The organism is Paracoccus stylophorae (assembly GCF_028553765.1).
Classification (GTDB): Bacteria; Pseudomonadota; Alphaproteobacteria; order Rhodobacterales; family Rhodobacteraceae; genus Paracoccus; species Paracoccus stylophorae.
This window is the reverse complement of record NZ_CP067134.1, coordinates 1,072,615-1,094,562: the sequence shown is the minus strand read 5'-3', so window position 1 is coordinate 1,094,562 and position 21,948 is coordinate 1,072,615. Positions and strand designations below refer to the sequence as shown.

The window sequence follows — 21,948 nt, the reverse complement described above, 5'->3', positions numbered from 1 at the left end:
ATCCCCGGCCGGGGTTGCGATCCGGGGGCATTTCCGCCTATCAGGCGCGCAACGCATGGACCCGGTGCAAGTCCGGGTGGCTCTTCCGGCCGCTGATCCGCCGGACAACCCGAACAGACACGCACAGGAACACGCCGAGGCCGGTTGCAGGGGCCGCCGCCGGTCAGGGATGGGTATTTCATGTTTTCACTCGACGCCTACAAACGCCAGTGGACCGGCAATGTTCGCGCCGATCTGCTGTCCGGTCTGGTGGTCGCGCTTGCGCTGATTCCCGAAGCCATCGCCTTTTCGATCATCGCCGGCGTCGATCCCAAGGTCGGGCTTTACGCCAGCTTCTCGATCGCCGTCATCACCGCCATCGCGGGCGGGCGGCCCGGCATGATCTCGGCCGCGACGGCGGCGACGGCGGTGCTGATGGTGACCCTGGTGCGCGATCACGGGCTGGAATACCTGCTGGCGACGACGGTGCTGGCCGGGCTGATCCAGATCGGCTGCGGCATCGCGAAGCTGGGCTTCGTGATGCGCTTCGTGTCGAAATCGGTGATGACGGGGTTCGTGAACGCGCTGGCGATCCTGATCTTCATGGCGCAACTGCCCGAACTGGACCCGCGACAGGTGCCGCCGCTGACCTTCGTGCTGGTGGCGGCGGGGCTGGCGATCATCTATCTGTTTCCGCGCATCACCCGCAGCATCCCCTCGCCGCTGGTCACCATCGTCGTGCTGACGGCGCTGAGCCTGATCTTCGGATGGGATGTGCGCACGGTGGGCGATATGGGCGCGCTGCCCGACTCGCTGCCGGTGTTTTTGATCCCCGACGTGCCGCTGAACCTGGAAACGCTGCGCATCATCCTGCCCTATTCGGTGGCCGTCGCCGTGGTCGGGCTGCTGGAAAGCCTGATGACCCAGAACCTGGTGGACGAGTTGACCGACACAAGCTCCGACCGCAATCAGGAATGTATCGGTCAGGGTCTGGCCAACACCGCCACCGGCTTTATCGGCGGCATGGCGGGCTGCGCAATGATCGGACAGTCGATGATCAACGTGAAATCCGGCGGGCGCGGCCGGCTGTCATGCTTCGTGGCGGGCGTGTTCCTGCTGATCCTGGTCACGGGGCTGGGCGATCTGGTCAGCCGCATCCCCATGCCGGCGCTGGTCGCGATCATGATCATGGTGTCGATCGGCACGTTTTCCTGGTCCTCGATCCGCAACCTGCGCACCCATCCGCGATCCTCGTCGGTGGTGATGCTGGCGACGGTGGCCACCGTGGTCTATACCCACAACCTGGCCATCGGCGTGCTGGTCGGCGTGCTGTTGTCGGGCATCTTCTTTGCCGCCAAGATCGCGCAGCTGTTCCGCGTGACCTCGACCATCTCGGCCGACGGGCGCGAGCGGCGCTATGTCGTGCAGGGGCAGCTTTTCTATGGCTCGGTCGAGGATTTCATGGCCGCCTTCGACTTCCGCGAGGCGCTGGAGCGGGTCGTGATCGATGTCAGCCGCGCCCATATTTGGGATATAAGTTCGGTGCAGGCGCTGGACATGGCTATCCTGAAATTCCGCCGCGACGGGGCCGAGGTCGAGCTGGTCGGACTGAACGAGGCATCGGAAACCATCGTCGACAAGCTTGCCATCCATGACAAGCCGGATGCGATGGACCGGCTTGCCGCGCATTGAAGGGGGAACGGAAGATGGCAGAAAAGATCGTCGCACTGGTGGATGCCTCGCTTTACGCGGCCTCGGTCTGCGAACATGCGGCCTGGATCTCGCAGCGCACCAGCGCGCCGGTCGAGTTGCTGCATGTGCTGGGCCGACGCGAGGGCGCGGCCGCGCCGCAGGACCTGTCGGGGTCTATCCGCCTGGGCGCGCGCACGCGCCTGCTGGAGGAGCTGGCGGAGCTGGATACACGCCGCGCACGGATCGGCAACGAACACGGGCGCGCGATCCTGGACGACGCCCGCGCGCTGACCGAAGGGGCCGGCGCGTCCAGCGTCACCACAAGGCTGATGCATGGCGACCTGATCGAGACGGTGGCCGCGCTGCAACCCGAAACCCGCGTGGTCCTGATCGGCAAGCGCGGCGAGGCGGCCGATTTCGCCAAGGGCCATCTGGGGTCCAATCTGGAACGGGTCGTGCGCATCAGCCAGAAACCCGTTCTGGTCGCTTCGCGCGCCTTTCGGCCGATCCACAAGGTGCTGATCGCGTTCGACGGCGGCAATTCGTCGCGCAAGGCGGTGGATTACATGTCCGGCAGTCCGCTGTATCGCGATCTGGCGCTGGAACTGGTGACGGTCGGCGCACCGGACGCGGACCGGCAGGCGCGGCTGGATCAGGCCGCGCAGGTGCTGCGCGATGCCGGCCTGTCGGTTGAGACGCGCCGGGTCGAGGGCCAGCCCGACGCCGCGCTGAAACAGCTGGTCGAGGCCGAGCGTTTCGACATGCTGGTGATGGGCGCCTATGGCCACAGCCGCATCCGCAGCCTGATGATCGGATCGACCACGACGCAGATGATCCGGTCATGCAAGGTGCCGCTGCTGCTGTTCCGCTAGGCTGCGGCCCTGAGCCGCGCGACGGCTCAGCTGCTGCGCGACAGCCTGCGCGAATTGGCCCGCGTGCGCTTGCCATAGGGGCGAAGCGCGGCCGACACCACACGATCGGCGCGCACGCCGCGCCCGGCGGCCTGCACCGTGGCGAACAGCGATTCGGACGCCGCCGCCTGCTTTTCGGCGATCATGCGGAACGGCTCGCCCGGCGACTGCGCCATCATGCCCATCATTCCCGCCATGCGGAAACCGATAACCATCTGCGAATCAAAGGCAATCCGGGCCATCTGCGCCCAGACGCGATAGGGCGCCCCGACGGTCGAGATGAGGTTGATCTTCTGTGTCATAAAATTGTCCTTGATGTCGCGGGCCAAGCCCGACAATGCCGTTTTCCCTCATTGCAGATATGGTTGCAAGTGAAACTTTTGAACAGTTGGTCAATAATAAATCGTGACCCTTGGCAAGATCGGGCCGCCATGCCAAGAGGCAGGCCATGACCGACAGCATCACCATCCGCCGTCCGGACGACTGGCATCTTCATCTGCGCGACGGTGCGATGCTGTCCGCGGTGGCGCGACATTCGGCCGGCTTCGGCCGGGCGATCGTCATGCCCAACCTGGTGCCGCCGGTCGTCACCGGCGCGCAGGCCGCCGCCTATCGCGACCGGATCATGGCCGCACTGCCCCAAGGCGCGGCGCTGCGGCCCCAGATGACGCTGTATCTGACCGACACGACCGATCCCGCCGACGTGATCGCCGCGCATCGCGACGGCATCATCCGCGCGGTCAAGCTGTATCCGGCGGGTGCGACCACCAATTCCGCCAGCGGCGTGACCGACATGGGTCGCGTCCGCCCGGTGCTGGAGGCGATGGCCGAGGCGGAAATCCCTCTTTGCGTCCACGGCGAGGTCACCGACCCGCAGGTGGACATCTTCGATCGCGAGGCCGTGTTCATCGACCGGGTGCTGGACCCGGTGCGCCGTGCCACGCCCGGGCTGCGCGTGGTGATGGAACATATCACCACCGCGGACGGCGTCGCCTATGCCCGTTCGGGCGGCGACGATCTGGGCGCCACGATCACCACCCATCATCTGGTCATCAATCGCAACGCCATCCTGGCCGGCGGCATCCGCCCGCATTATTACTGCCTGCCCGTCGCCAAGCGCGAAACCCATCGCCTGGCCCTGCGCGAGGCCGCGACATCGGGCGAGGCGCGGTTCTTTCTGGGCACCGACAGCGCCCCCCATCCCGACCGCGACAAGCTGCAACCCTGCGGCTGCGCGGGCTGTTTCACCGCGCCGAACACCATGTCGATCCTGGCCCATGTCTTCGAGGAAGAGGACGCACTCGACCGGCTGGAGGCGTTCACCAGCCTGAACGGCGCGTCCTTTTACGGGATGCCGCCCAACGAGGACCGGGTGCGCCTGACCCGGCGCAACACGCCCGCCGCCTATCCGGCCCAGATCGCCGCCGGGGACGAAAGCGTGACCCTTTTCGATCCCGGATTTCCGCTGTTCTGGCATCTGGAGGACGCATGACCCTGCCCTTTCCCGCGCGCGAGGAAATCGCCCGCCTGACCGCCCGGATGCTGCTGGAAATCAGGGCGGTGGATTTCAACGCCGAGACGCCGTTCACCTATGCCTCGGGCCTGAAGGGGCCGACCTATGTCGATTGCCGCCGCATCATCAGCTTTCCGCGCGTGCGCCGGACGCTGATGGATTTTCTGGCGGCCACGGTCCTGCGCGACGCGGGGTTCGAGGCGTTCGACAACGTCGCCGGCGGCGAGACGGCGGGCATCCCCTTCGGCGCGATGGTGGCCGAACGTCTGGGCCTGCCGATGACCTATGTGCGCAAGAAGCCCAAGGGCTACGGCCGCAACGCACGGATCGAGGGCGTGATGACCGAAGGTCAGCGCGTCCTGCTGGTCGAGGATCTGACGACCGATGGCGGCAGCAAGCTGTCCTTTGTCGATGCGATCCGCAACACCGGCGCGACCTGCGCCCACACCGCCGTCATCTTCTATTACGGCATCTTCCCTGAAACGACGCAGCGCCTGTCCGACCACGGCGTGCGGCTGCATCATCTTTGCACCTGGTGGGACGTGCTGGAAGAGGCGCGGGTCCAGCAAGCCTTTGACGACAGGACGCTGACCGAGGTGCGCACCTTCCTGACCGACCCGCGTGGCTGGCAGGCGGCAAACGGCTGACGCCGGCTTATCCACAGCCTGTCCACAGTTTCACGCACCGTTTTCGGCCGCCACGGCATTCCCCGGCGCGGCGGCTTGGGCTAGAAGGATGGCGGAACCACAGACGGGACGGGGAACAGATGAGCAGCTTGCGCGCGATCATTCCGGGACAGGAAGGTCAGGACGACGAAAAGCAGGCGGTGCCCTTCTCGCTTGAGGCGGAACAGCAATTGCTGGGCGCGCTTCTGACCAATAACGACGTGTTCGACCGCGTCAGCCAGATCATCAAGCCCGAACATTTCTATCACCCCGTCCACACCCGCATCTTCGAGATCTGTTCCGAACGGATCCGCAAGAACGCGCTGGCCAGCCCCGTCACCATCAAGGCGTTCATGGAGAATGACGAGGGGCTGAAGGAGCTGGGCGGCGCCCCCTATCTGGCGCGGCTGGCGGCGGCGGCGATCTCGGCCTATGCGGCGCGCGACTATGCGCAGATGATCCGCGAATTCGCCCTGCGGCGCGAACTGATCGGATTGGGTCAGGACATCTCGGCCCGCGCCTCCAGCGTCGAGGTGGGCGACGACGCCGAGGAACAGATCAAGGCCGCCGAACAGACGCTTTACAAGCTGGGCGAACAGGGCGTGGCCGAGCGGGGGTTCCAGTCCTTCCTCAAGGCCGTGACCGGCGCGGTGCAGGCCGCCAATGCCGCCTATCAGCGCGACGGCAAGCTGTCGGGCATCTCGACCGGGCTGGTGGATCTGGACGGCAAGATGGGCGGGCTGAACAATTCCGATCTGATCATCCTGGCCGGCCGGCCCTCGATGGGGAAAACCTCGCTGGCGACCAATATCGCCTTCAACATCGCCAAGGCCCACAAAACGGGCGAGCGTCCCGACGGCACCCAGGGCACGGTCGAGGGCGGCGTGGTCGGGTTCTTCAGCCTGGAAATGTCCGCCGAACAGCTGGCCGCGCGCATTCTGTCCGAGGCGGCCGAGGTGCCGTCCGAGCGCATCCGCAGCGGCAACATGGACGAGGCCGAATTCCGCCGCTTCGTCGAGGCCGCGCACGCCCTGCAGAACTGCCCGCTATATATCGACGACACGCCCGCCCTGCCGATCAACCAGTTGGCCGCCCGCGCCCGCAAGCTGAAGCGCACGCACGGGCTGGACGTGCTGATGGTGGACTATCTTCAGCTTCTGAAAGCCGCCAGCGCCAAGGATAGCCGCGTCAACGAGGTCAGCGAGATCACGCAGGGGCTGAAAGCCGTCGCCAAGGAACTGAACATCCCCGTCATCGCGCTGTCGCAGCTGTCGCGTCAGGTCGAGAACCGCGAGGACAAGCGCCCGCAACTGTCCGATCTGCGCGAATCGGGGTCGATCGAACAGGACGCCGACATCGTCATGTTCGTCTTCCGCGAGGAATATTACCGCGAACGCGAAAAACCCTCGGACAGCGATCTGGACGCGATGGCCAAATGGCAGCAGATCATGGAACAGGTCCACGGCAAGGCCGAGGTGATCCTGGGCAAGCAGCGCCATGGCCCCATCGGCACGATCGAGCTGTCCTTCGAGGGGCAGTTCACCCGGTTCGGCAACCTCGCCCGGGACCGCCAGAGCCAATGGGACTGAGCCAGGTGGCACTGTTCCCCGTGTCCGGCCCGACATCTCACGGCACCCGGTTGCGGGCGACGGGGCGCGCGTGCGTTGCGGGCCGCTAGGACGCCGCCGCACCCGCTGACATTGGTGGCGCTGTCCGGGATGGGCGCGCTGTCGATGAATGTGTTCCTGCCCTCGCTGCCCGGCATGGCGCGCGATTTCGGCGTCGATTACGCGATCATGCAGCTGTCCGTGTCGGCCTATATCGGCGCCAGCGCGGTGATCCAGCTGCTGGCCGGTCCGGTCAGCGACCGGTTCGGGCGCCGGCCCGTCGCGCTGGCCGGTCTGGCGATCTTTGCGCTGGCGACGGTCGGCACGCTGATCGCGCCGAATGTCGCCATCTTCCTGCTGTTCCGGATGATCCAGGCGATGGTGTCGGTCTGCATGCTGCTGTCGCGCGCGGCGGTGCGCGACATCTATGACGATGCCCGCGCCGCCTCGATGATCGGCTATGTCACGATGGGCATGGCGGTGGTGCCGATGATGGCGCCGGTGATCGGCGGCGTGCTGGACGAGGCGTTCGGCTGGCGCGCCAATTTCGCGATGATGGGCGTTCTGGGGCTGATGACGCTGGCGCTGGCCTGGCAGGACATGGGCGAAACGGTGCGCGGCGGCGGCATCCCGATGCGCCGGCAGATCGAGAATTATCCGGTCCTTGCGCGCTCGCACCGGTTCTGGGGCTATTGCCTGGCCGCGACGCTGTCGTCGGGCTGTTTCTTCGCCTATCTGGGCGGTGCGCCCTTCGTGGGCGAGCGGGTGTTCGGCCTGACGCCGGCGCAGGTGGGTTACTTCTTTGCCGCCCCCTCGCTTGGCTATCTGACGGGAAACTTCCTGTCTGGCCGCTACACCGCGCAGATCGGGCTGAACCGGATGATCCTGATCGGCGCGGTCGTCTGTTTCGCGGCACTTGCGCTGTCGCTGCTGACGACGCTGTGGGGGGCGATGACCCCGCTGATCTTTTTCGGCGCCATCGCCTTCATGGGGTTGGGCAACGGGTTGGTGCTGCCCAACACCAATATCGGCATGATGAGCGTGCGTCCCGAACTGGCCGGAACGGCCAGCGGTCTGGGCGGTGCGCTGGCGGTGGCGGGCGGTGCCGCGTTGTCCGCGCTGGCCGGTGCGCTGCTGCAACCGGGATCGGGCTCGACGCCGTTGCAGGTGATCATGTGCGCCTCGGCCGCGGGATCGCTGCTGGCGGTGCTATGGGTGCTGCGCCGCGAACGGCAATTGGCAAGGGCCGGCTGACGCGGCGGCTGGAAAACTTATCTTAACGCATTTGGGTCATGTTGTTCTGCATGACCTGTCCTGTCCTGCCAGCCTCCATCCTGCCCTTGCCGCATCACGCCGGCGCGACGAGACTTGCCCCGCAGGCTTTGCAAACGCTAGACGCGGATTTGCAAAACTCGGGGGCGGTCATGGCGACACAGAAGATCTATGCGGGCACATCGCTGCGCGAGACGCGGGCGCGGGCGGGGCTGACGCAAAGGCGGTTTGCCGAAAGGCTGGGCGTGTCCCTGCCCTATCTGTCGCAGATGGAGAATAACCACCGCCCGATCTCGGCCGGTGTGCTGTTGCGTCTGGCACAGGAATTCGGCGTCGATCTGACGACGCTGGCGGCGGGCGACGCCGACCGCATGGTCATCGACATGCAGGAGGCGCTGGCCGATCCGCTGTTCGACGCGACCCCGCCCTTGGCCGATCTGCGGCTGGCCGCGACCAACACGCCGATCCTGGCGCGCGCATTCCTCGACCTCTACCGCGCGCATCGGCAGGGGCAGGAACGCCTGGCCGCGCTGGACGAGGCCATCGGCGCGGCCGGGCAGAACACCCTGTCCACGCCCTGGGAAGAGGTGCGCGACTTCTTTCACTACTGCGACAACTATCTTGACGCGGTGGACCGGGCGGCGGAACGCTTTGCCTGTCCGGGCGGGCAGCGCGCCGATCCGTGGCAGCAGGCGACGCGGGCACTGGCCGAAAAGGGCATCCGCGTGTCGCTGATGGAATTGCCCGCCAATGCCGTCTTCCGGCGCAGCGGCGACGAATTGCAGGTCAACGCCGCGGCCGAGGCGCCGACGCGGCTTTTCCAGATGCTGCATCTGGTCGCGCTGGAACGGCAATCCGACCTGCTGGAGGCGACGCTGGATCTGGCGCGTTTCCGCAGCGACAGCGCGCGCCAGATCGCGCGTCTGGGGCTGGCAAACTATTTCGCGGGGGCCGCGCTGATGCCCTATCGCGCGTTCATGGCGGCGGCGCGGGCCGAACGGCACGATCTGGAACGTCTGGCGCATCTGTTCGATGCGTCGCTGGAACAGGTCGCCCATCGCCTGTCCACGATGCAGCGGCCCGGCGCCAAGGGGGTGCCGTTCTTCTTCGTGCGCGTCGATCAGGCCGGCACCATCACCAAACGCCATTCCGCCACGCGGCTGCAATTCGCCCGTTTCGGCGGGGCCTGTCCCTTGTGGAACGTGCATCGCGCGTTCGAGCAGCCCGGCCGTTTCCTGCGCCAGCTGGCCGAGACGCCGGACGGCGTGCGCTATCTGCTGCTGTCGCGCGACGTGTCGAAACATGCCGGCGCCTTCAACGCGCCGGTGCGCCGCTTTGCCATCGGCCTGGGGTGCGAGATCGCGCATGCCGAAGGGCTGGTCTATGCCGACGGGCTGGACCTGACGAAACCCCGCGCGTTCGAGCCGATCGGCATCTCCTGCCGGATCTGCCCGCGCCCCGACTGTCATCAGCGTTCGGTGCCGCCCATCGACCGGCCCCTGCGCATTCCCGCGGACCGCAACGGCCCGCTTCCCTACGAGATCGCGTGACCCCATGACCCATATCCGGCCCGTTTCGGCGGAAACTCGCCCGCAAAGGCATGTATCCGCGCATCTGGCACGGGCCCGGCATCTGGCATGTTGCCATGAAGGCACAGGTCTTGTTTACCGCATGACCAACGGAACCAACACAACCCGCGCGCAACGGGTAAGTGTCACCGGGGGACAGGACTTGCCACTGAACGTGATGAACCGACTGAACAGCTCGCTTGAGCGTTTTCTGCCTGAACAGCGTCTTTTCCTGCGGTCCGACGATGCCACGCGCTTCGTTCGGCTGCGACCGGTGACGCAGCTTCTGGGGATCGGCGGCATCACGCTTGGCTTTGGCTGGATGCTGATCGCAAGCTCGATCCTGGTGATCGACGCGGTCAGTTCGGGCAGTTCGCGCGACCGGATGGTGCAGGCGCAGGGCGATTTCGAAGCCCGGCTGAGCCAGCTGTCCGCCGAACGCGACGCCCGCGCCGCCGAGGCGCTGGCCGCCCAGAACCGCTTTGCCGTCGCGCTGGACCAGGTGTCCGAGATGCAGACCAAGCTGCTGTCGTCCGAGGAACGCCGTCGCGAGCTGGAAACCGGGCTGAACGTCGTGCAATCGACGCTGCGCGACGCGATCAGCGAACGCGACGACGCGCAGCGGACGGTCGAACTGGTCCAAGGCCCCGATGCGCAGGACCCGGATCGCACGCAAGAGGTGTCGGTCGCGCTGGACATCCTGTCGGGTGAATTGCGCGACGCCGCGGCCGAACGCAGCGAGGCGCAGCAACAGGCCGAGGCGGCGCGCACCGCGGCGGCCGATCTGGAAACGCAGCGCGACCAGATCATCGCCCGCAACGACGAGATCCTGACCCGGCTTGAGGATGCGGTGACGATCTCGGTCGAGCCGCTGGACGATGTGTTCCGCTCGGTCGGGATGAACCCCGACGAGGTGCTGAAGACGATCCGCCAGGGCTTTTCGGGGCATGGCGGGCCGCTGACGCCGCTGTCCTATTCGACCCGCGGCAACGCCGCGCTGACGCAGGGCGAGACGAAGGCGAACCAGATCATCGTCACGCTGGACCAGATGAACACCTATCGCATCGCGATCGAGAAACTGCCGCTGGCGATGCCGGTGAAATCCGCGTTCCGCTATACCTCGGGCTTCGGGCGCCGGTGGGGCCGGATGCATGAGGGCGTGGACCTGGCCGGCCCCGTCGGCACCCCGATCTATTCGACCGGCGACGGCGTCGTGACATTCGCGGGTCGGCAAAGCGGATACGGCAACCTGATCAAGATCCAGCACGAGCTGGGCGTCGAGACGCGGTTCGGACATCTGTCGCGAATCCGCGTGAAGACGGGACAAAGGGTGTCGCAAGGCGATCTGATCGGTGATATGGGCAATACCGGACGCTCGACCGGGCCGCATCTGCATTACGAGGTGCGCATGAAAGGCCGGGCGGTCGACCCGATGAGCTTCATCAAGGCAGCAAGCAATGTTCAGTAAGACCCGCGTGACCGAAAATCGTCCCTCGCAGCAACCCGCGTCCTCGTCCGCCCCCGCGGCCGAGCCTGCCGCGCAGCAGCCCGCCGCCGCCGAACGGACCAGAGAGCAGCCTTCGGCCTCGGCGCCCACCCGGCGCGCCACGCCGTCGGTTCTGTCGTCGGATCTGACCGTCGCGGGCAATATCAGGACCGAAGGCGATATCCAGATCGAGGGCAATGTCGAAGGCGACATCCGCGCCCATCAGCTGACCATCGGCGAGACGGCGACCATCAAGGGCGAAATCGTCGGCGACGAGGTGGTGGTGAACGGCCGCGTCGTCGGTCGCGTCCGCGGCCTGCGCGTGCGCCTGTCGGCCACCGCCCGGGTCGAGGGTGACATCATCCACAAGACCATCGCCATCGAATCCGGCGCCCATTTCGAAGGATCGGTCCAGCGGCAGGAAGATCCGCTGGCCAACGGCAACCCCAAGAAACTGGCCGCGCCGCAGGCCGGCTGACACGGCCGCCTCGCGCACCACCCGGCCCGACAGCACCCGGCCCGCCATCGCGCGGGCCGTTCGCGTCTTTGGCGGGCGCTGCGGATCGCGGATTGTATTATCGCCGCACGCAGCATTCAGCATGCAGGGATCGGCGAAAACGATCCGGGCGGTTTCGGGCTATGGTCTGCGCTGACGCGACGTCAGGCGGGTTCGCCGCGCGGCGGTGCGTGCATGACACAACGATAACGGAGGGAAGATGAAACTTGTCCGCCACGGCCCGCGCGGCCGCGAACGGCCCGGAATTCTGGATCGGTCAGGCCGCGTACGCGACCTGTCGGCCCATGTCGACGATATCGCGGGCGCGGTGCTGACGCCCGAGGGGCTGAAAAATCTGGCCGCACTGGACCCGCAATCGCTGCCGCTGATCGATGGCCGGCCGCAGCAGGATCTGCGCCTTGGCGCCTGCGTCGGGCGGGTCGGAAAGTTCCTGGGCATCGGCCTGAACTATGCCGATCACGCCGCCGAGGCCGGGATGGACGTGCCGGCCGAGCCGATCATCTTCACCAAATGGACCAGTTCCATCGCCGGGCCTGACGACGATCTGCAACTGCCGCCCGGCTCGACCGCCACCGACTGGGAGGTCGAACTGGGCATCGTGATCGGCGCCGGCGGTCGGGACATTCCCGAGGATCGGGCGCTGGATCACATCGCCGGCTATTGCGTGATCAACGATATCAGCGAACGCGACTGGCAGATCCGTCGCGGCGGCACCTGGGACAAGGGCAAGGGGTATGACGGCTTCGGCCCGGTCGGCCCGTGGCTTGTCACCCCCGACGAAATCGCCGATCCGGCCGGGCTGCATCTGTGGCTTGAGGTGGACGGACATCGGCATCAGGACGGCACGACCGCGACCATGGTGTTCGGGCCGGCGCAGCTTGTTGCCTATTGCTCGCGCTTCGCGACGCTGGAGCCGGGCGATCTGATCACCACCGGCACCCCGCCGGGCGTCGGCATGGGCCAGAAACCCCCGGTCTATCTGCAACCCGGTCAGGTGATGCGGCTTGGCATCGACGGTTTGGGGGTGCAAACTCAGCGGATCCAGGGCTGAAGGGGGCATTCATGGACCGGGCGGGCATCGTCATCACCGGCGCAGGCAGCGGCATCGGCCGCGCCACTGCGCGGCGTTTCCTAAAGGACGGCTGGCGCACTGCGCTGATCGGGCGGCGCGAAGACGCGCTGCACGAAACCGCCGACGGTCAGCCCGCGCTGATCCTGCCTTGCGACGTGACCGACGATGCCGCCGTCGATCTGGCCTTCGACCGGATCGTGTCGGAATGGGGACGGCTGGACGTGCTGTTCAACAATGCCGGGCGCGGCGTCGCACCGGCCACGCCCGATCAGCTGTCGCCGGAGGCGTTTCGCGCCGTCATCGACGTGAACGTCACCGGCATGTTCCTGTGCGCCCGCGCCGCCTTTCGGGTCATGCGCGCGCAGCGACCGCAGGGCGGGCGGATCGTCAACAACGGCTCGATCGCCGCCCATGTCCCGCGCGCGGGCTCGATCGCCTATACCGCCTCGAAACACGCGGTCACCGGCCTGACCCGCAGCCTGTCGCTGGACGGGCGCGATTTCGACATCGCCTGCGGCCAGATCGACGTCGGCAATGCCGGAACCGAGTTGTTGGCCGAGGTCAGCCAGGGCGAGGCGCCGGCCGAGCCGATGATGGACGTATCCATCGTGGCGGACGCCGTCTTGCACATGGCGCGCCTGCCCCGGGGCGCCAATGTGCAGTTCATGACGGTGATGGCCACCAACATGCCCTATATCGGGCGCGGCTGAACCCTTCAGTCATCGGGCATCAGCCGGCGATAGACATGCCAGCTGGCATGGCCCAGCACCGGCAGCACGATGAGCAGGCCAAGGAAGAACGGCACGATCCCCATCGCCAGCAGGATCACGATCATGGCGGCCCATGCTGCCATCACCACCGGATTTTCGGCCACCGCCTGGACCGAGACGATGATCGCGGTGATGAAATCGACCTCTCGTTCCAGCAGGACGGGCAGTCCGACGACGGTGAACGCGAACAGCACGGCCGCAAACCCGCCGCCGATCAGCGTGCCGATGGTCAGCATCATCATCCCGCGCGCGGTCATGAACACCTCGGCCGAACTGGTGATGTTGGTCATCGCCGACACGCCCATGAACAGCGCAAAGACCGTGTGGGCGACGAACACCCAGAACATGAACAGCAGCAGGATCACCATCGCCATGGACGGGATCTGCCGGTCCTTCTGGGCAAAGACGACGCCCAGCACGGCGCGCCAGTCCAGCGGCTGTCCCGCCTCGATCCGGCGGCTGACCTCGTAAAGCCCGATGGCCGCGAAGGGCGCGATCAGCGGAAATCCCAGGATGAACGGGATCAGCCACCATTCGCGCCCCGAGGCCAGCGCGACCGCCGCCAGCACCAGCCCGCCCAGCACGTAGAAGGCGGAAAACAGCAGGCCAAAGGCCGGCGCGCGGCGAAAATCGTTCCAGCCCGCCGACAGGGCGGCGGCGATATCGGTCATCTCGATCCGGGCGGGATCAGGCAGTTCGTCGGGAATGTCCGGCGCCGGGTCTGGCAGCGGACGGCGCGGCGGTTCGGGGATCGGCCGAGGCTCGGTCGCGTGTGATCTGGTCAACATATACTCCCATCTCGCGCGCGCTCCCTCAGCGGCAGATTAGGGCGGAATCGCGGACCGCGCAACGAAAAGCAGGTTATTCAGCCAAAGCGTTCGCGCAGGGCGTGCGCAATCTCGGGCGGGACAAAGCGCGACACGTCGCCGCCAAGCCGGGCGATCTCCTTGACCAGCTTGGACGCGATGGCTTGCCTGCGGGCATCGGCCATCAGGAACACCGTCTCGATACTGGCGTCCAGCGCGCGGTTCATGCCGACCATCTGGAATTCGTATTCGAAATCCGCCACCGCGCGCAGCCCGCGCACGATTACCGTCGCGCCCACGTCGCGGGCCGCGTCGATCAGCAGGTTCTCGAACGGATGCACCAGGATCTCGCCGCCGGCGCAGGCGGCAATGGCGTCGCATTGGTGGCGCACCATCGCCACCCGATCCTCAAGATCGAACAGCGGCGTCTTGTCGCGGTTGATCGCGACGCCGATCACCAGCCGATCGACCAGCGCCATGGCGCGCTGGATGATATCGACATGTCCCAAAGTGATCGGGTCGAAGGTGCCGGGATAAAGGCCGATGCGCATCTTCAACCGTCCTTGTGCATGGTCACGCCCAAGAAAAATCCGATCCGGCACCGGATTGCAAGCGCATGTCCCAAAAAACCGCCCCGAAAACGGCCGGGATCAGCTGCCCATGATCATGCCGGTCAGGGCGTCCTTTTCGGCCGCCAGTTCCTTCAGCCTGCCGCTGACCGCGTCGCCGATGGAGACCACGCCCAGCATGTGGCCCTGATCGTCGACCACCGGCAGGTGGCGGAACCGTCCCGCCGTCATCCGTTCCAGGATTGCCAGCGCGTCATCGCCGGTCTTGCAGGTCTGCACCTCGCGCGTCATCACCGTGGACACGGGCGTGGACAGCATGTCGGCCTCGCCCTTGGCCATCTGCCGGACGACGTCGCGTTCGGACAGGATGCCGTCGGGGGTCTTTCCGTCCGCGGACACCACGACCGCGCCGATCCGTTGCTTTGCCAGAAGCTGCGCGGCCTCGGCCAGCGTCGCCTCGGGGCGGATGGTGATGATGTTGTCGGCCTCGATTCCGGGCTTGCCCGAATCCCGCTTCATCGAAAGCAACTGTCTGACCAGCATCACATTCTCCTTCGCGGCATGGTTGCGTTCATCATTTTACCCGAATCGCCCCGCGTCAAGCGAAACGGTCCGCTGCGGCGAAAACCTGCGATTCCAGTCGGATGATTTCGGCCCGGACGCCCTGCGCCAGCGCGTCGGCCAGAACGCTGAGACGTCGCGAATCGCGGTCGTCGGCGTGTCGCAACAGCCAGAAGCTGCGGCGCAGCGCGATGCGGTCGGGCAGCAGGACCCGAAGCCCGTCCACGAACGGGATCGCGAAGTCGTGGACGATGCCGATCCCTGCGCCGGCGCGAATCGCCTGCATCTGGACGGACACGGAATTGGAACTGATCGCCGCCGTCTCGACCCCGGTTTCGGACAGGTAATCCAGTTCGCGGTCGAAGATCATGTCGGGAATATATCCGATCATGCGATGCGCCTTCAGGTCGGCCAGATCGCCGATGGGGGGACGCGCGGCCAGATAGTCGCGATGCGCCGCCAGATGCAGATGGTAATCCGACAGCCGCTGCACGGTCAGCCGGCCCGTATCCGGAGGCGAGACGGCAATCGCCATGTCCGCCTCGCGCTTGGACAGGTTCACGACGCGGGGCAGCGAGACGATCTGGATTTCCAGCTTTGGATGCGCCTCGGCCAGACGCCGCGCGACCTGCGGCAGCAGATAGTTCGCGCACCCGTCCGGCGCCCCGATGCGCAGCTGCCCGCCGATCCCCTCGTCGCGGCGTGCGGCCTCGGCCACGGTCAGCGCGGCCTTTTCGGCAGCCTCGGCCGGAACGATCAGCCGCCCGCCCTCGGCCGTCAGCGCGTAACCCTGCGGCGTCTTGGCAAACAGCACCGCGCCGACGGCCTGTTCCAGCCGCGCGATCCGCCGCCCCACGGTCGAGGCGTCCATGCCCAGTCGCCGCCCCGCCCCCGACAGGCTTTCCGCGCGCGAGACGGCCAGAAAAATGCGCAGATCATCCCAATCCATCGCGCCGCCCTTGCAAAAACGCAAAACCCTTTTGCCACACTGCCTCTTTTGCCGACATTTCCGCAAGGCTATGGTGCAACCAACCGCCAAGGAGGAAACGATGAAAGAGATTCACCACTGGATCGACGGCAAAGAGGTCAAGGGCACGTCCGGCCGCTTTTCCGACGTCTACAACCCCGCCACCGGCGAGGTTCAGGCCCGCGTCGCGCTGGCCAGCCGGGACGAGCTGGATGCGGCCATCGCCAGCGCCGAAAAGGCGCAGGTCGAATGGGCCGCCACCAACCCGCAGCGCCGTGCGCGGGTGATGATGAAGTTCGGACAGCTGATCAACGAGAACATGGACATGCTGGCCGAACTGGTCAGCTCGGAACACGGCAAGACGCTGCCCGACGGGCGCGGCGACGTGCAGCGCGGTCTTGAGGTGATCGAGCTTTGCATGGGTGCGCCGGCGATGCTGAAGGGCGAGTTCACCGACAACGCCGGCCCCGGCATCGACCTGTATTCGATGCGCCAGCCGCTTGGCGTGGTCGCGGGCATCACCCCGTTCAACTTTCCCGCCATGATCCCGCTGTGGAAGATGGGGCCGGCGCTGTCGGCCGGCAACGCGATGATCCTGAAGCCCTCCGAACGCTGCCCCTCGACCTCGATCGCGCTGGCGAAACTGGCGCAAGAGGCGGGTCTGCCCGATGGCGTGCTGCAAGTGGTCAACGGCGACAAGGAGGCTGTCGACGGCATTCTGGACCATCCGACCATTCAGGCGGTGGGCTTTGTCGGATCGACGCCGATCGCGCAGTATATCTATGGCCGCGCGGCGACGAACGGCAAGCGCGCGCAGTGTTTCGGCGGCGCCAAGAACCACATGCTGATCATGCCCGACGCCGATCTGGACAAGGCCGCGGATGCACTGGTCGGCGCGGGTTTCGGTGCGGCGGGCGAACGCTGCATGGCGATTTCGGTCGCGGTGCCGGTCGGCGAAAAGACCGCCGACGCGCTGATCGAACGCCTGGTGCCCCGGATCGAGAAGCTGAAGGTCGGCCCCTATACGGCGGGCGATGACGTCGATTTCGGCCCGGTCATCACCAAGGCCGCGCAAGAGCGGATCAACCGGCTGATCGCCTCGGGCGTCGATGCCGGCGCCGAACTGGTCGTCGACGGCCGCGATCTGAAGATCCAGGGATACGAGGACGGGTTCTTCTGCGGCCCGTCGCTGTTCGACCGGGTGACGCCGGACATGGAGATCTACAAGGAAGAGATCTTCGGCCCGGTCCTGTCCACCGTCCGCGCCCAGAACTATGACGAGGCGCTGAAACTGGTCATGGACAACGAATATGGCAACGGCACCGCGATCTATACCGCCGATGGCGATACGGCGCGCGATTTCGCCAGCCGGGTCAATGTGGGCATGGTCGGCGTGAACTTTCCGATCCCGGTCCCGCTCAGCTATTATACCTTCGGGGGCTGGAAGAAGTCGGGCTTCGGCGATTTGAACCAGTACGGTCCCGACGCCTTCCGTTTCTACACCAAGACGAAGACGGTGACAGAACGCTGGTTCTCGGGGATCAAGGACGAAGGCGGCGGGCTGTATTTCAAGGCCATGGACTAGATCCGGGCCTTCGCGTCCAGATAGACGGCGGTCCGGGGCAGGCTGGTCCCGGACTGTCGCAAGACCCGGCGGCGCGCGGCATTGTTGCGCGCCGTGCCTGTCGGCAAAGGGGCCCGGATGAACGCAGAACCCGATTTTACCCTTGGGATCGAGGAGGAATATCTTCTGGTCGATCCCGAAACCGGCGATCTGGCCGAGGCGCCGGATGCGATGATGGCGGCCTGCAAGGCCGAGCTGGGCGATCAGGTCAGCCCGGAATTCTTGCGCTGCCAGATCGAGGTGGGCACGCCCGTCGCCCGCGACATCGCCGAGGCGCGCGAGCGGCTGTTGCATCTGCGCGGCACCATCGCCCGGATCGCCGCAGAATACGGGCTGGCGCCGATTTCGGCCTCGTGCCATCCGTTCGCGGACTGGCGCGACCAGCACCACACCGACAAGGAACGCTATAACGTCCTGTCGCGCGACATGGCGGCGGTGGCGCGGCGGATGCTGATCTGCGGGATGCATGTGCATGTCGGGCTGCCCGACCCGGCCATGCGCATCGACCTGATGAACCAGCTGTCCTATTTCCTGCCGCATCTGCTGGCGCTGTCGGCATCCAGCCCGTTCTGGCAGGGCGAGGATACCGGGCTTGCATCCTATCGCAGCACGATTTTCGGCGATCTGCCGCGCACCGGGCTGCCGCCCCGGATGCGAAGCTGGGGCGAATTCGAACGCTCGGTCGCGGCGCTGACCGAGTTGGAGATCATCGAGGACGCCAGCAAGATCTGGTGGGATCTGCGGCCGTCCGCCAAGTTTCCGACGCTGGAAACCCGCATCTGCGACGCCTGTCCGCGCCTTGGCGACACGATCACGCTGGCCGCGCTGATCCAGGCGACGATGCGCATGCTGTGGCGGCTGTCGCGGGGAAACACGCGCTGGCGCGAATACGACAATTTCCTGTTGGGCGAGAATCGGTGGCGTGCGATCCGGTATGGAACCGCCGAAGGCATGATCGATTTCGGCGATCACCGCATCCTGCCCTTCGACCGGCTGACCGAGGACTGGATCGCGCTTGTGGCCGAGGACGCCGATGCGCTGGACAGCCAGCACGCCATCGCGGGATTGCGCGACATGGTGGCCGCCGGCACCTCGGCCGACCGTCAGCGCAGGCTGAGATCGGGGGCGCTGGCCGCCGGCGCGACGCAGGATCAGGCGATGCGCGCCGTCGTCATGGACCTGATCGAGGAATTTCGCCGTGACCTGTGATCCGGCAGACGATGCTTGTAACAATGTCGCAAGATTCGCCGATTAGACAGTCGTTCGGGTGAACGCAGCCGCAGGGGGACCGCCAGATGGATTTCGCACTGTCCGAGGAACAACAGGCCATCTTCGACATGGCCCGCGATTTCGGCCAGACCCGAATCGCCCCCCACGCCCGCGAATGGGAGGCGGCGGGCACGATTCCAAAAGACCTGTGGTCCGAGATCGCCGAACTGGGCTTTGGCGGGCTTTACGTCAGCGAGGATCATGGCGGATCGGGCCTCAGCCGGCTGGACGCCGCCCTGGTGTTCGAGGCGCTGGCGATGGCCGACCCGGCGGTGGGATCGTTCCTGTCGATCCACAACATGTGCGGCGGCATGATCGACAAGTTCGGCAAGCCCGAGGACAGGGACCGCTGGCTGCCCGATCTGTGCAGCATGAAAAAGGTCTTCAGCTATTGCCTGACCGAACCGGGCAGCGGCTCGGACGCGGCGGCGCTGCGGACCCGCGCGGAAAAGACGAACCAGGGCTGGCGGCTGAACGGGACAAAGGCGTTCATCTCGGGCGGCAGCTATTCCGACGTCTATATCGCGATGGTCCGCACGGGCGAGGACGGACCCCGCGGAATCAGCACCGTGATCGTCGAGGACGGCACCCCCGGTCTCAGCTTTGGCGGGCTTGAGGACAAGATGGGCTGGCGCGCGCAACCCACCTCGCAGGTGCAGTTCGACGATTGCGTGATCCCGTCCGAAAACCTTCTGGGCCAGGAAGGGCGGGGCTTTGCCTATGCCATGGCCGGGCTTGACGGCGGCCGGCTGAACATCGCGGCCGGTGCGCTTGGCGGCGCGCAGGCGGCGCTGGATGCGACGCTGGCCTATATGGGCGAACGCCGCGCCTTCGGCAAATCGCTGGACCAGTTCCAGGCGCTGCAGTTCCGTCTGGCCGACATGGAAACCGCGTTGCAATCGGCGCGCATCTTTCTGCGGCAGGCGGCGTGGAAACTTGACACCGGCGCGCCCGACGCCTCCAAGTTCTGCGCGATGGCCAAGCTTTACGTCACCGACCGCGCCTTCGACGTCGCCAACCAGTGCCTGCAACTGCATGGCGGTTACGGCTATCTGGCCGATTACGGGATCGAGAAGATCGTGCGCGACCTGCGCGTGCACCAGATTCTGGAAGGCACGAACGAAATCATGCGGCTGATCGTCGGTCGCGCATTGCTGGCCGAACGCGGCTGAACCACCGGGGGACACGCATGGACGATCTGAACATCCGCAAATCGGGCCGCGCCGGGCGCATCACCTTCACCCGGCCCAAGGCGCTGAACGCGCTGACCCACGAGATGGCCAGGGCGATCCATGCCACGCTGGACGACTGGCGCGACGATCCGGACGTCAAGCTGGTCATCATCGACGCCGAGGGCGAGCGTGCCTTCTGTTCGGGCGGCGACATCGCGGCGGTCTATCGCGCCGGGCTGGAGGGTGATCACCAGGAAGGCCGCAGCTTTTTCCACGACGAATACCGGATGAACGCGGCGATTGCCGATTATCCAAAGCCGATCGTGGCCTTCATGCAAGGCTTCGTGATGGGCGGCGGCGTCGGTGTCGGCGGCCATGCGGGCCATCGCGTCGTGGGCGACACGACCCAGATCGCGATGCCCGAGGCGGGGATCGGCCTGATCCCCGATGTCGGCGGCACGTGGCTGCTGGCCCGCGCACCGGGGCGGATCGGCGAATATCTGGCGCTGACCGGCGCGCGCATGGGGGCGGGCGACGCGATCCACGCCGGATTTGCCGACAGCTATCTGCCCGAATCCGAATGGCCGGCGGTGATCGCCGATCTTGAAGAAACCGGCGACGCCACCCGCATCGTGGGCGTGACCCCGCCCCCTGCCCCGCTGGCCACGCGCGATCTGTCGGCCTTTGGCGGCCGCGACGTCGCCCAGATCCGCGCCGCGCTGGAACAGGCCGGGGACGAGGAGACGCTGAAGGTGCTGCGGCGCAACTCGCCGCTGTCGATGGCCGCCGGTCTGGCACTGGTGCGCGCCGCGCGCGGCGACCGCCGGATTCAGGATTCGCTCAGCCGCGAATACCGCTTTACCTATCGCGCCACCGCCCAGACGGATTTCCTTGAAGGCGTGCGGGCGCAGCTGATCGACCGGGACCGCAACCCGAACTGGACGGCCGACGCCTCGGCCGAGCATGTCAAGGCGCTGCTGGCGCCGCTTGGCGAAAACGAACTGCACTGGGAGGAACAGGCATGAAGATCGGTTTCATCGGTCTGGGGAACATGGGCGCGCCGATGGCCGCCAATCTGGCCAAGGCCGGTCACGAGGTTCTGGGTTACGACACCGCCGCGCCGGAACCCGAAGGCGTCATCGCCGCCGCCAGCGCGGCCGAGGCGGCCGCCGACGCCGATGTCGTCATCACCATGCTGCCCAACGGTCAGATCCTGCGTTCGGTCGCCGACCAGATCATTCCCGCGATGCGGTCCGGCGCCGTCTTCTGCGACTGTTCCACCGTCGATGTGGACAGCGCCCGCGCCGTGGCGGAACAGGCCAGCAAGGCCGGTCTGGGCGCGCTGGATGCGCCGGTGTCGGGCGGGATCGGCGGCGCGCAGGGCGGCACGCTGACATTCATGGTGGGCGGCGACGAACCGGCCTTCGACACGGTAAAGCCGCTGTTCGACATCATGGGCCAGAAGGCCGTCCATTGCGGCGAATCGGGGGCGGGTCAGGCGGCCAAGATCTGCAACAACATGATCCTTGGCGTCACCATGATCGCCACATGCGAGGCGTTCGCGCTGGCCGACAAGCTGGGCCTTGACCGGCAGAAGATGTTCGACGTCGTCTCGACCAGTTCGGGTTACAGCTGGTCGATGAACGCCTATTGCCCGGCCCCCGGCGTCGGGCCGCAATCGCCTGCGGACAACGATTATCGTCCGGGCTTTGCCGCCGAACTGATGCTGAAGGATCTGCGTCTGTCGCAGGAAGCCGCCGAAAGTTCGGATGCCGACACGCCGATGGGCGAGCTGGCGACGCGGCTGTATCGCAGCTTTGTCGAGGATGAGGGCGGCAAGGGACGGGATTTTTCCGCCATGCTGCCGCGCTTTGTGGGCCGCAGCCGCGCCTGATCGCCGACGCGGCCCCGGTGGCGGCAGTGTGGGA

At 66.4% G+C, this 21,948-nt stretch carries 21 protein-coding genes and 1 other annotated feature; of the genes, 16 read left to right on the top strand and 5 right to left on the bottom strand.

Going from position 1 to position 21,948, the window contains the following annotated elements; all coding sequences use genetic code 11:
- The first annotated feature begins 54 nt into the window (after nucleotides 1–54).
- Nucleotides 55–110: a sequence feature (sul1 is cis-regulatory element that is thought to sense ions involved in sulfur or methionine metabolism; They are found in Alphaproteobacteria), on the top strand.
- Between the two features lie 70 nt (nucleotides 111–180).
- Together JHW45_RS05395 and JHW45_RS05390 are read left to right on the top strand one after the other, a co-directional pair.
- Entirely contained in the window at nucleotides 181–1,671 is a 1,491-nt protein-coding gene (locus tag JHW45_RS05395) for a SulP family inorganic anion transporter (RefSeq protein ID WP_272859914.1), read from the top strand.
- A 14-nt stretch (nucleotides 1,672–1,685) separates the two neighbouring features.
- A complete protein-coding gene (locus tag JHW45_RS05390) occupies nucleotides 1,686–2,543 on the top strand; it encodes a universal stress protein (RefSeq protein WP_272859913.1) in 858 nt (285 codons plus the stop codon).
- A 26-nt stretch (nucleotides 2,544–2,569) separates the two neighbouring features.
- Here JHW45_RS05390 and JHW45_RS05385 read toward each other — a convergent pair whose 3' ends face one another.
- Nucleotides 2,570–2,884, bottom strand: coding sequence for an antibiotic ABC transporter (locus tag JHW45_RS05385; protein ID WP_272859912.1), 315 nt, complete (start codon nucleotides 2,882–2,884; stop codon nucleotides 2,570–2,572).
- Nucleotides 2,885–3,030: 146 nt separating this feature from the next.
- On the opposite strand from JHW45_RS05385, the gene pyrC reads away from it, so the two are divergent.
- The 9 genes from pyrC to JHW45_RS05340 all read left to right on the top strand — a co-directional run bounded on the left by pyrC (nucleotide 3,031) and on the right by JHW45_RS05340 (nucleotide 12,992).
- Nucleotides 3,031–4,074: a dihydroorotase gene (pyrC, locus tag JHW45_RS05380; RefSeq protein ID WP_272859911.1), complete on the top strand. Its 1,044-nt coding sequence runs from the start codon at nucleotides 3,031–3,033 to the stop codon at nucleotides 4,072–4,074.
- Complete coding sequence (locus tag JHW45_RS05375) at nucleotides 4,071–4,742, top strand: orotate phosphoribosyltransferase (RefSeq protein WP_272859910.1); 672 nt, start codon at nucleotides 4,071–4,073, stop codon at nucleotides 4,740–4,742. The genes pyrC and JHW45_RS05375 overlap by 4 nt, the downstream gene beginning before the upstream one ends.
- Before the next feature lie 119 nt (nucleotides 4,743–4,861).
- Nucleotides 4,862–6,349 (top strand): replicative DNA helicase, encoded by a 1,488-nt coding sequence (locus tag JHW45_RS05370; protein ID WP_272859909.1) that lies wholly within the window; start codon nucleotides 4,862–4,864, stop codon nucleotides 6,347–6,349.
- A 129-nt stretch (nucleotides 6,350–6,478) separates the two neighbouring features.
- Nucleotides 6,479–7,621 (top strand): multidrug effflux MFS transporter, encoded by a 1,143-nt coding sequence (locus tag JHW45_RS05365; RefSeq protein WP_272860550.1) that lies wholly within the window; start codon nucleotides 6,479–6,481, stop codon nucleotides 7,619–7,621.
- Nucleotides 7,622–7,791: 170 nt separating this feature from the next.
- The gene (locus JHW45_RS05360; protein ID WP_272859908.1) at nucleotides 7,792–9,189 is read left to right on the top strand and encodes a helix-turn-helix domain-containing protein; all 1,398 of its coding nucleotides are present in this window, start codon (nucleotides 7,792–7,794) and stop codon (nucleotides 9,187–9,189) included.
- Between the two features lie 196 nt (nucleotides 9,190–9,385).
- Complete coding sequence (locus tag JHW45_RS05355; RefSeq protein ID WP_272859907.1) at nucleotides 9,386–10,675, top strand: DUF5930 domain-containing protein; 1,290 nt, start codon at nucleotides 9,386–9,388, stop codon at nucleotides 10,673–10,675.
- Complete coding sequence (locus JHW45_RS05350; protein WP_272859906.1) at nucleotides 10,665–11,171, top strand: bactofilin family protein; 507 nt, start codon at nucleotides 10,665–10,667, stop codon at nucleotides 11,169–11,171. Before JHW45_RS05355 ends, JHW45_RS05350 begins: the two co-directional genes overlap by 11 nt.
- A gap of 238 nt (nucleotides 11,172–11,409) precedes the next feature.
- Complete coding sequence (locus tag JHW45_RS05345) at nucleotides 11,410–12,261, top strand: fumarylacetoacetate hydrolase family protein (RefSeq protein ID WP_272859905.1); 852 nt, start codon at nucleotides 11,410–11,412, stop codon at nucleotides 12,259–12,261.
- Between the two features lie 11 nt (nucleotides 12,262–12,272).
- The gene (locus JHW45_RS05340) at nucleotides 12,273–12,992 is read left to right on the top strand and encodes an SDR family oxidoreductase (protein ID WP_272859904.1); all 720 of its coding nucleotides are present in this window, start codon (nucleotides 12,273–12,275) and stop codon (nucleotides 12,990–12,992) included.
- A gap of 5 nt (nucleotides 12,993–12,997) precedes the next feature.
- On the opposite strand, the gene JHW45_RS05335 is transcribed toward JHW45_RS05340, so the two are convergent.
- From JHW45_RS05335 to JHW45_RS05320, 4 genes are all read right to left on the bottom strand, one after another.
- On the bottom strand, nucleotides 12,998–13,723 hold the full coding sequence (locus JHW45_RS05335) for a DUF2189 domain-containing protein (protein WP_419181855.1): 726 nt from the start codon (nucleotides 13,721–13,723) through the stop codon (nucleotides 12,998–13,000).
- Nucleotides 13,724–13,917: 194 nt separating this feature from the next.
- On the bottom strand, nucleotides 13,918–14,409 hold the full coding sequence (gene coaD / locus JHW45_RS05330) for a pantetheine-phosphate adenylyltransferase (RefSeq protein ID WP_272859902.1): 492 nt from the start codon (nucleotides 14,407–14,409) through the stop codon (nucleotides 13,918–13,920).
- Between the two features lie 99 nt (nucleotides 14,410–14,508).
- Nucleotides 14,509–14,970 (bottom strand): CBS domain-containing protein, encoded by a 462-nt coding sequence (locus JHW45_RS05325; protein WP_272859901.1) that lies wholly within the window; start codon nucleotides 14,968–14,970, stop codon nucleotides 14,509–14,511.
- A gap of 55 nt (nucleotides 14,971–15,025) precedes the next feature.
- Nucleotides 15,026–15,937, bottom strand: coding sequence for a LysR family transcriptional regulator (locus JHW45_RS05320; protein ID WP_272859900.1), 912 nt, complete (start codon nucleotides 15,935–15,937; stop codon nucleotides 15,026–15,028).
- Nucleotides 15,938–16,037: 100 nt separating this feature from the next.
- On the opposite strand from JHW45_RS05320, the gene JHW45_RS05315 reads away from it, so the two are divergent.
- The 5 genes from JHW45_RS05315 (at nucleotide 16,038) to mmsB (ending at nucleotide 21,914) form a co-directional block, all read left to right on the top strand.
- The gene (locus tag JHW45_RS05315) at nucleotides 16,038–17,540 is read left to right on the top strand and encodes a CoA-acylating methylmalonate-semialdehyde dehydrogenase (RefSeq protein WP_272859899.1); all 1,503 of its coding nucleotides are present in this window, start codon (nucleotides 16,038–16,040) and stop codon (nucleotides 17,538–17,540) included.
- A gap of 117 nt (nucleotides 17,541–17,657) precedes the next feature.
- Nucleotides 17,658–18,788: a carboxylate-amine ligase gene (locus tag JHW45_RS05310; protein WP_272859898.1), complete on the top strand. Its 1,131-nt coding sequence runs from the start codon at nucleotides 17,658–17,660 to the stop codon at nucleotides 18,786–18,788.
- A gap of 86 nt (nucleotides 18,789–18,874) precedes the next feature.
- A complete protein-coding gene (locus tag JHW45_RS05305) occupies nucleotides 18,875–20,020 on the top strand; it encodes an acyl-CoA dehydrogenase family protein (RefSeq protein WP_272859897.1) in 1,146 nt (381 codons plus the stop codon).
- 17 nt (nucleotides 20,021–20,037) lie between these two features.
- Entirely contained in the window at nucleotides 20,038–21,045 is a 1,008-nt protein-coding gene (locus tag JHW45_RS05300; RefSeq protein ID WP_272859896.1) for an enoyl-CoA hydratase/isomerase family protein, read from the top strand.
- Nucleotides 21,027–21,914 (top strand): 3-hydroxyisobutyrate dehydrogenase, encoded by an 888-nt coding sequence (mmsB, locus tag JHW45_RS05295; RefSeq protein ID WP_419181854.1) that lies wholly within the window; start codon nucleotides 21,027–21,029, stop codon nucleotides 21,912–21,914. The genes JHW45_RS05300 and mmsB overlap by 19 nt, the downstream gene beginning before the upstream one ends.
- Nucleotides 21,915–21,948: the final 34 nt, after the last annotated feature.

What these genes read in the sequence shown, in the direction of transcription:
- JHW45_RS05395 (WP_272859914.1), top strand. Translation starts at nt 181, where the DNA reads ATGTTTTCACTCGACGCCTACAAACGCCAGTGGACCGGCAATGTTCGC.
- JHW45_RS05390 (WP_272859913.1), top strand. Translation starts at nt 1,686, where the DNA reads ATGGCAGAAAAGATCGTCGCACTGGTGGATGCCTCGCTTTACGCGGCC.
- JHW45_RS05385 (WP_272859912.1), bottom strand. Translation starts at nt 2,884, where the DNA reads ATGACACAGAAGATCAACCTCATCTCGACCGTCGGGGCGCCCTATCGC.
- pyrC (WP_272859911.1), top strand. Translation starts at nt 3,031, where the DNA reads ATGACCGACAGCATCACCATCCGCCGTCCGGACGACTGGCATCTTCAT.
- JHW45_RS05375 (WP_272859910.1), top strand. Translation starts at nt 4,071, where the DNA reads ATGACCCTGCCCTTTCCCGCGCGCGAGGAAATCGCCCGCCTGACCGCC.
- JHW45_RS05370 (WP_272859909.1), top strand. Translation starts at nt 4,862, where the DNA reads ATGAGCAGCTTGCGCGCGATCATTCCGGGACAGGAAGGTCAGGACGAC.
- JHW45_RS05365 (WP_272860550.1), top strand. Translation starts at nt 6,479, where the DNA reads ATGGGCGCGCTGTCGATGAATGTGTTCCTGCCCTCGCTGCCCGGCATG.
- JHW45_RS05360 (WP_272859908.1), top strand. Translation starts at nt 7,792, where the DNA reads ATGGCGACACAGAAGATCTATGCGGGCACATCGCTGCGCGAGACGCGG.
- JHW45_RS05355 (WP_272859907.1), top strand. Translation starts at nt 9,386, where the DNA reads ATGAACCGACTGAACAGCTCGCTTGAGCGTTTTCTGCCTGAACAGCGT.
- JHW45_RS05350 (WP_272859906.1), top strand. Translation starts at nt 10,665, where the DNA reads ATGTTCAGTAAGACCCGCGTGACCGAAAATCGTCCCTCGCAGCAACCC.
- JHW45_RS05345 (WP_272859905.1), top strand. Translation starts at nt 11,410, where the DNA reads ATGAAACTTGTCCGCCACGGCCCGCGCGGCCGCGAACGGCCCGGAATT.
- JHW45_RS05340 (WP_272859904.1), top strand. Translation starts at nt 12,273, where the DNA reads ATGGACCGGGCGGGCATCGTCATCACCGGCGCAGGCAGCGGCATCGGC.
- JHW45_RS05335 (WP_419181855.1), bottom strand. Translation starts at nt 13,723, where the DNA reads ATGACCGATATCGCCGCCGCCCTGTCGGCGGGCTGGAACGATTTTCGC.
- coaD (WP_272859902.1), bottom strand. Translation starts at nt 14,409, where the DNA reads ATGCGCATCGGCCTTTATCCCGGCACCTTCGACCCGATCACTTTGGGA.
- JHW45_RS05325 (WP_272859901.1), bottom strand. Translation starts at nt 14,970, where the DNA reads ATGCTGGTCAGACAGTTGCTTTCGATGAAGCGGGATTCGGGCAAGCCC.
- JHW45_RS05320 (WP_272859900.1), bottom strand. Translation starts at nt 15,937, where the DNA reads ATGGATTGGGATGATCTGCGCATTTTTCTGGCCGTCTCGCGCGCGGAA.
- JHW45_RS05315 (WP_272859899.1), top strand. Translation starts at nt 16,038, where the DNA reads ATGAAAGAGATTCACCACTGGATCGACGGCAAAGAGGTCAAGGGCACG.
- JHW45_RS05310 (WP_272859898.1), top strand. Translation starts at nt 17,658, where the DNA reads ATGAACGCAGAACCCGATTTTACCCTTGGGATCGAGGAGGAATATCTT.
- JHW45_RS05305 (WP_272859897.1), top strand. Translation starts at nt 18,875, where the DNA reads ATGGATTTCGCACTGTCCGAGGAACAACAGGCCATCTTCGACATGGCC.
- JHW45_RS05300 (WP_272859896.1), top strand. Translation starts at nt 20,038, where the DNA reads ATGGACGATCTGAACATCCGCAAATCGGGCCGCGCCGGGCGCATCACC.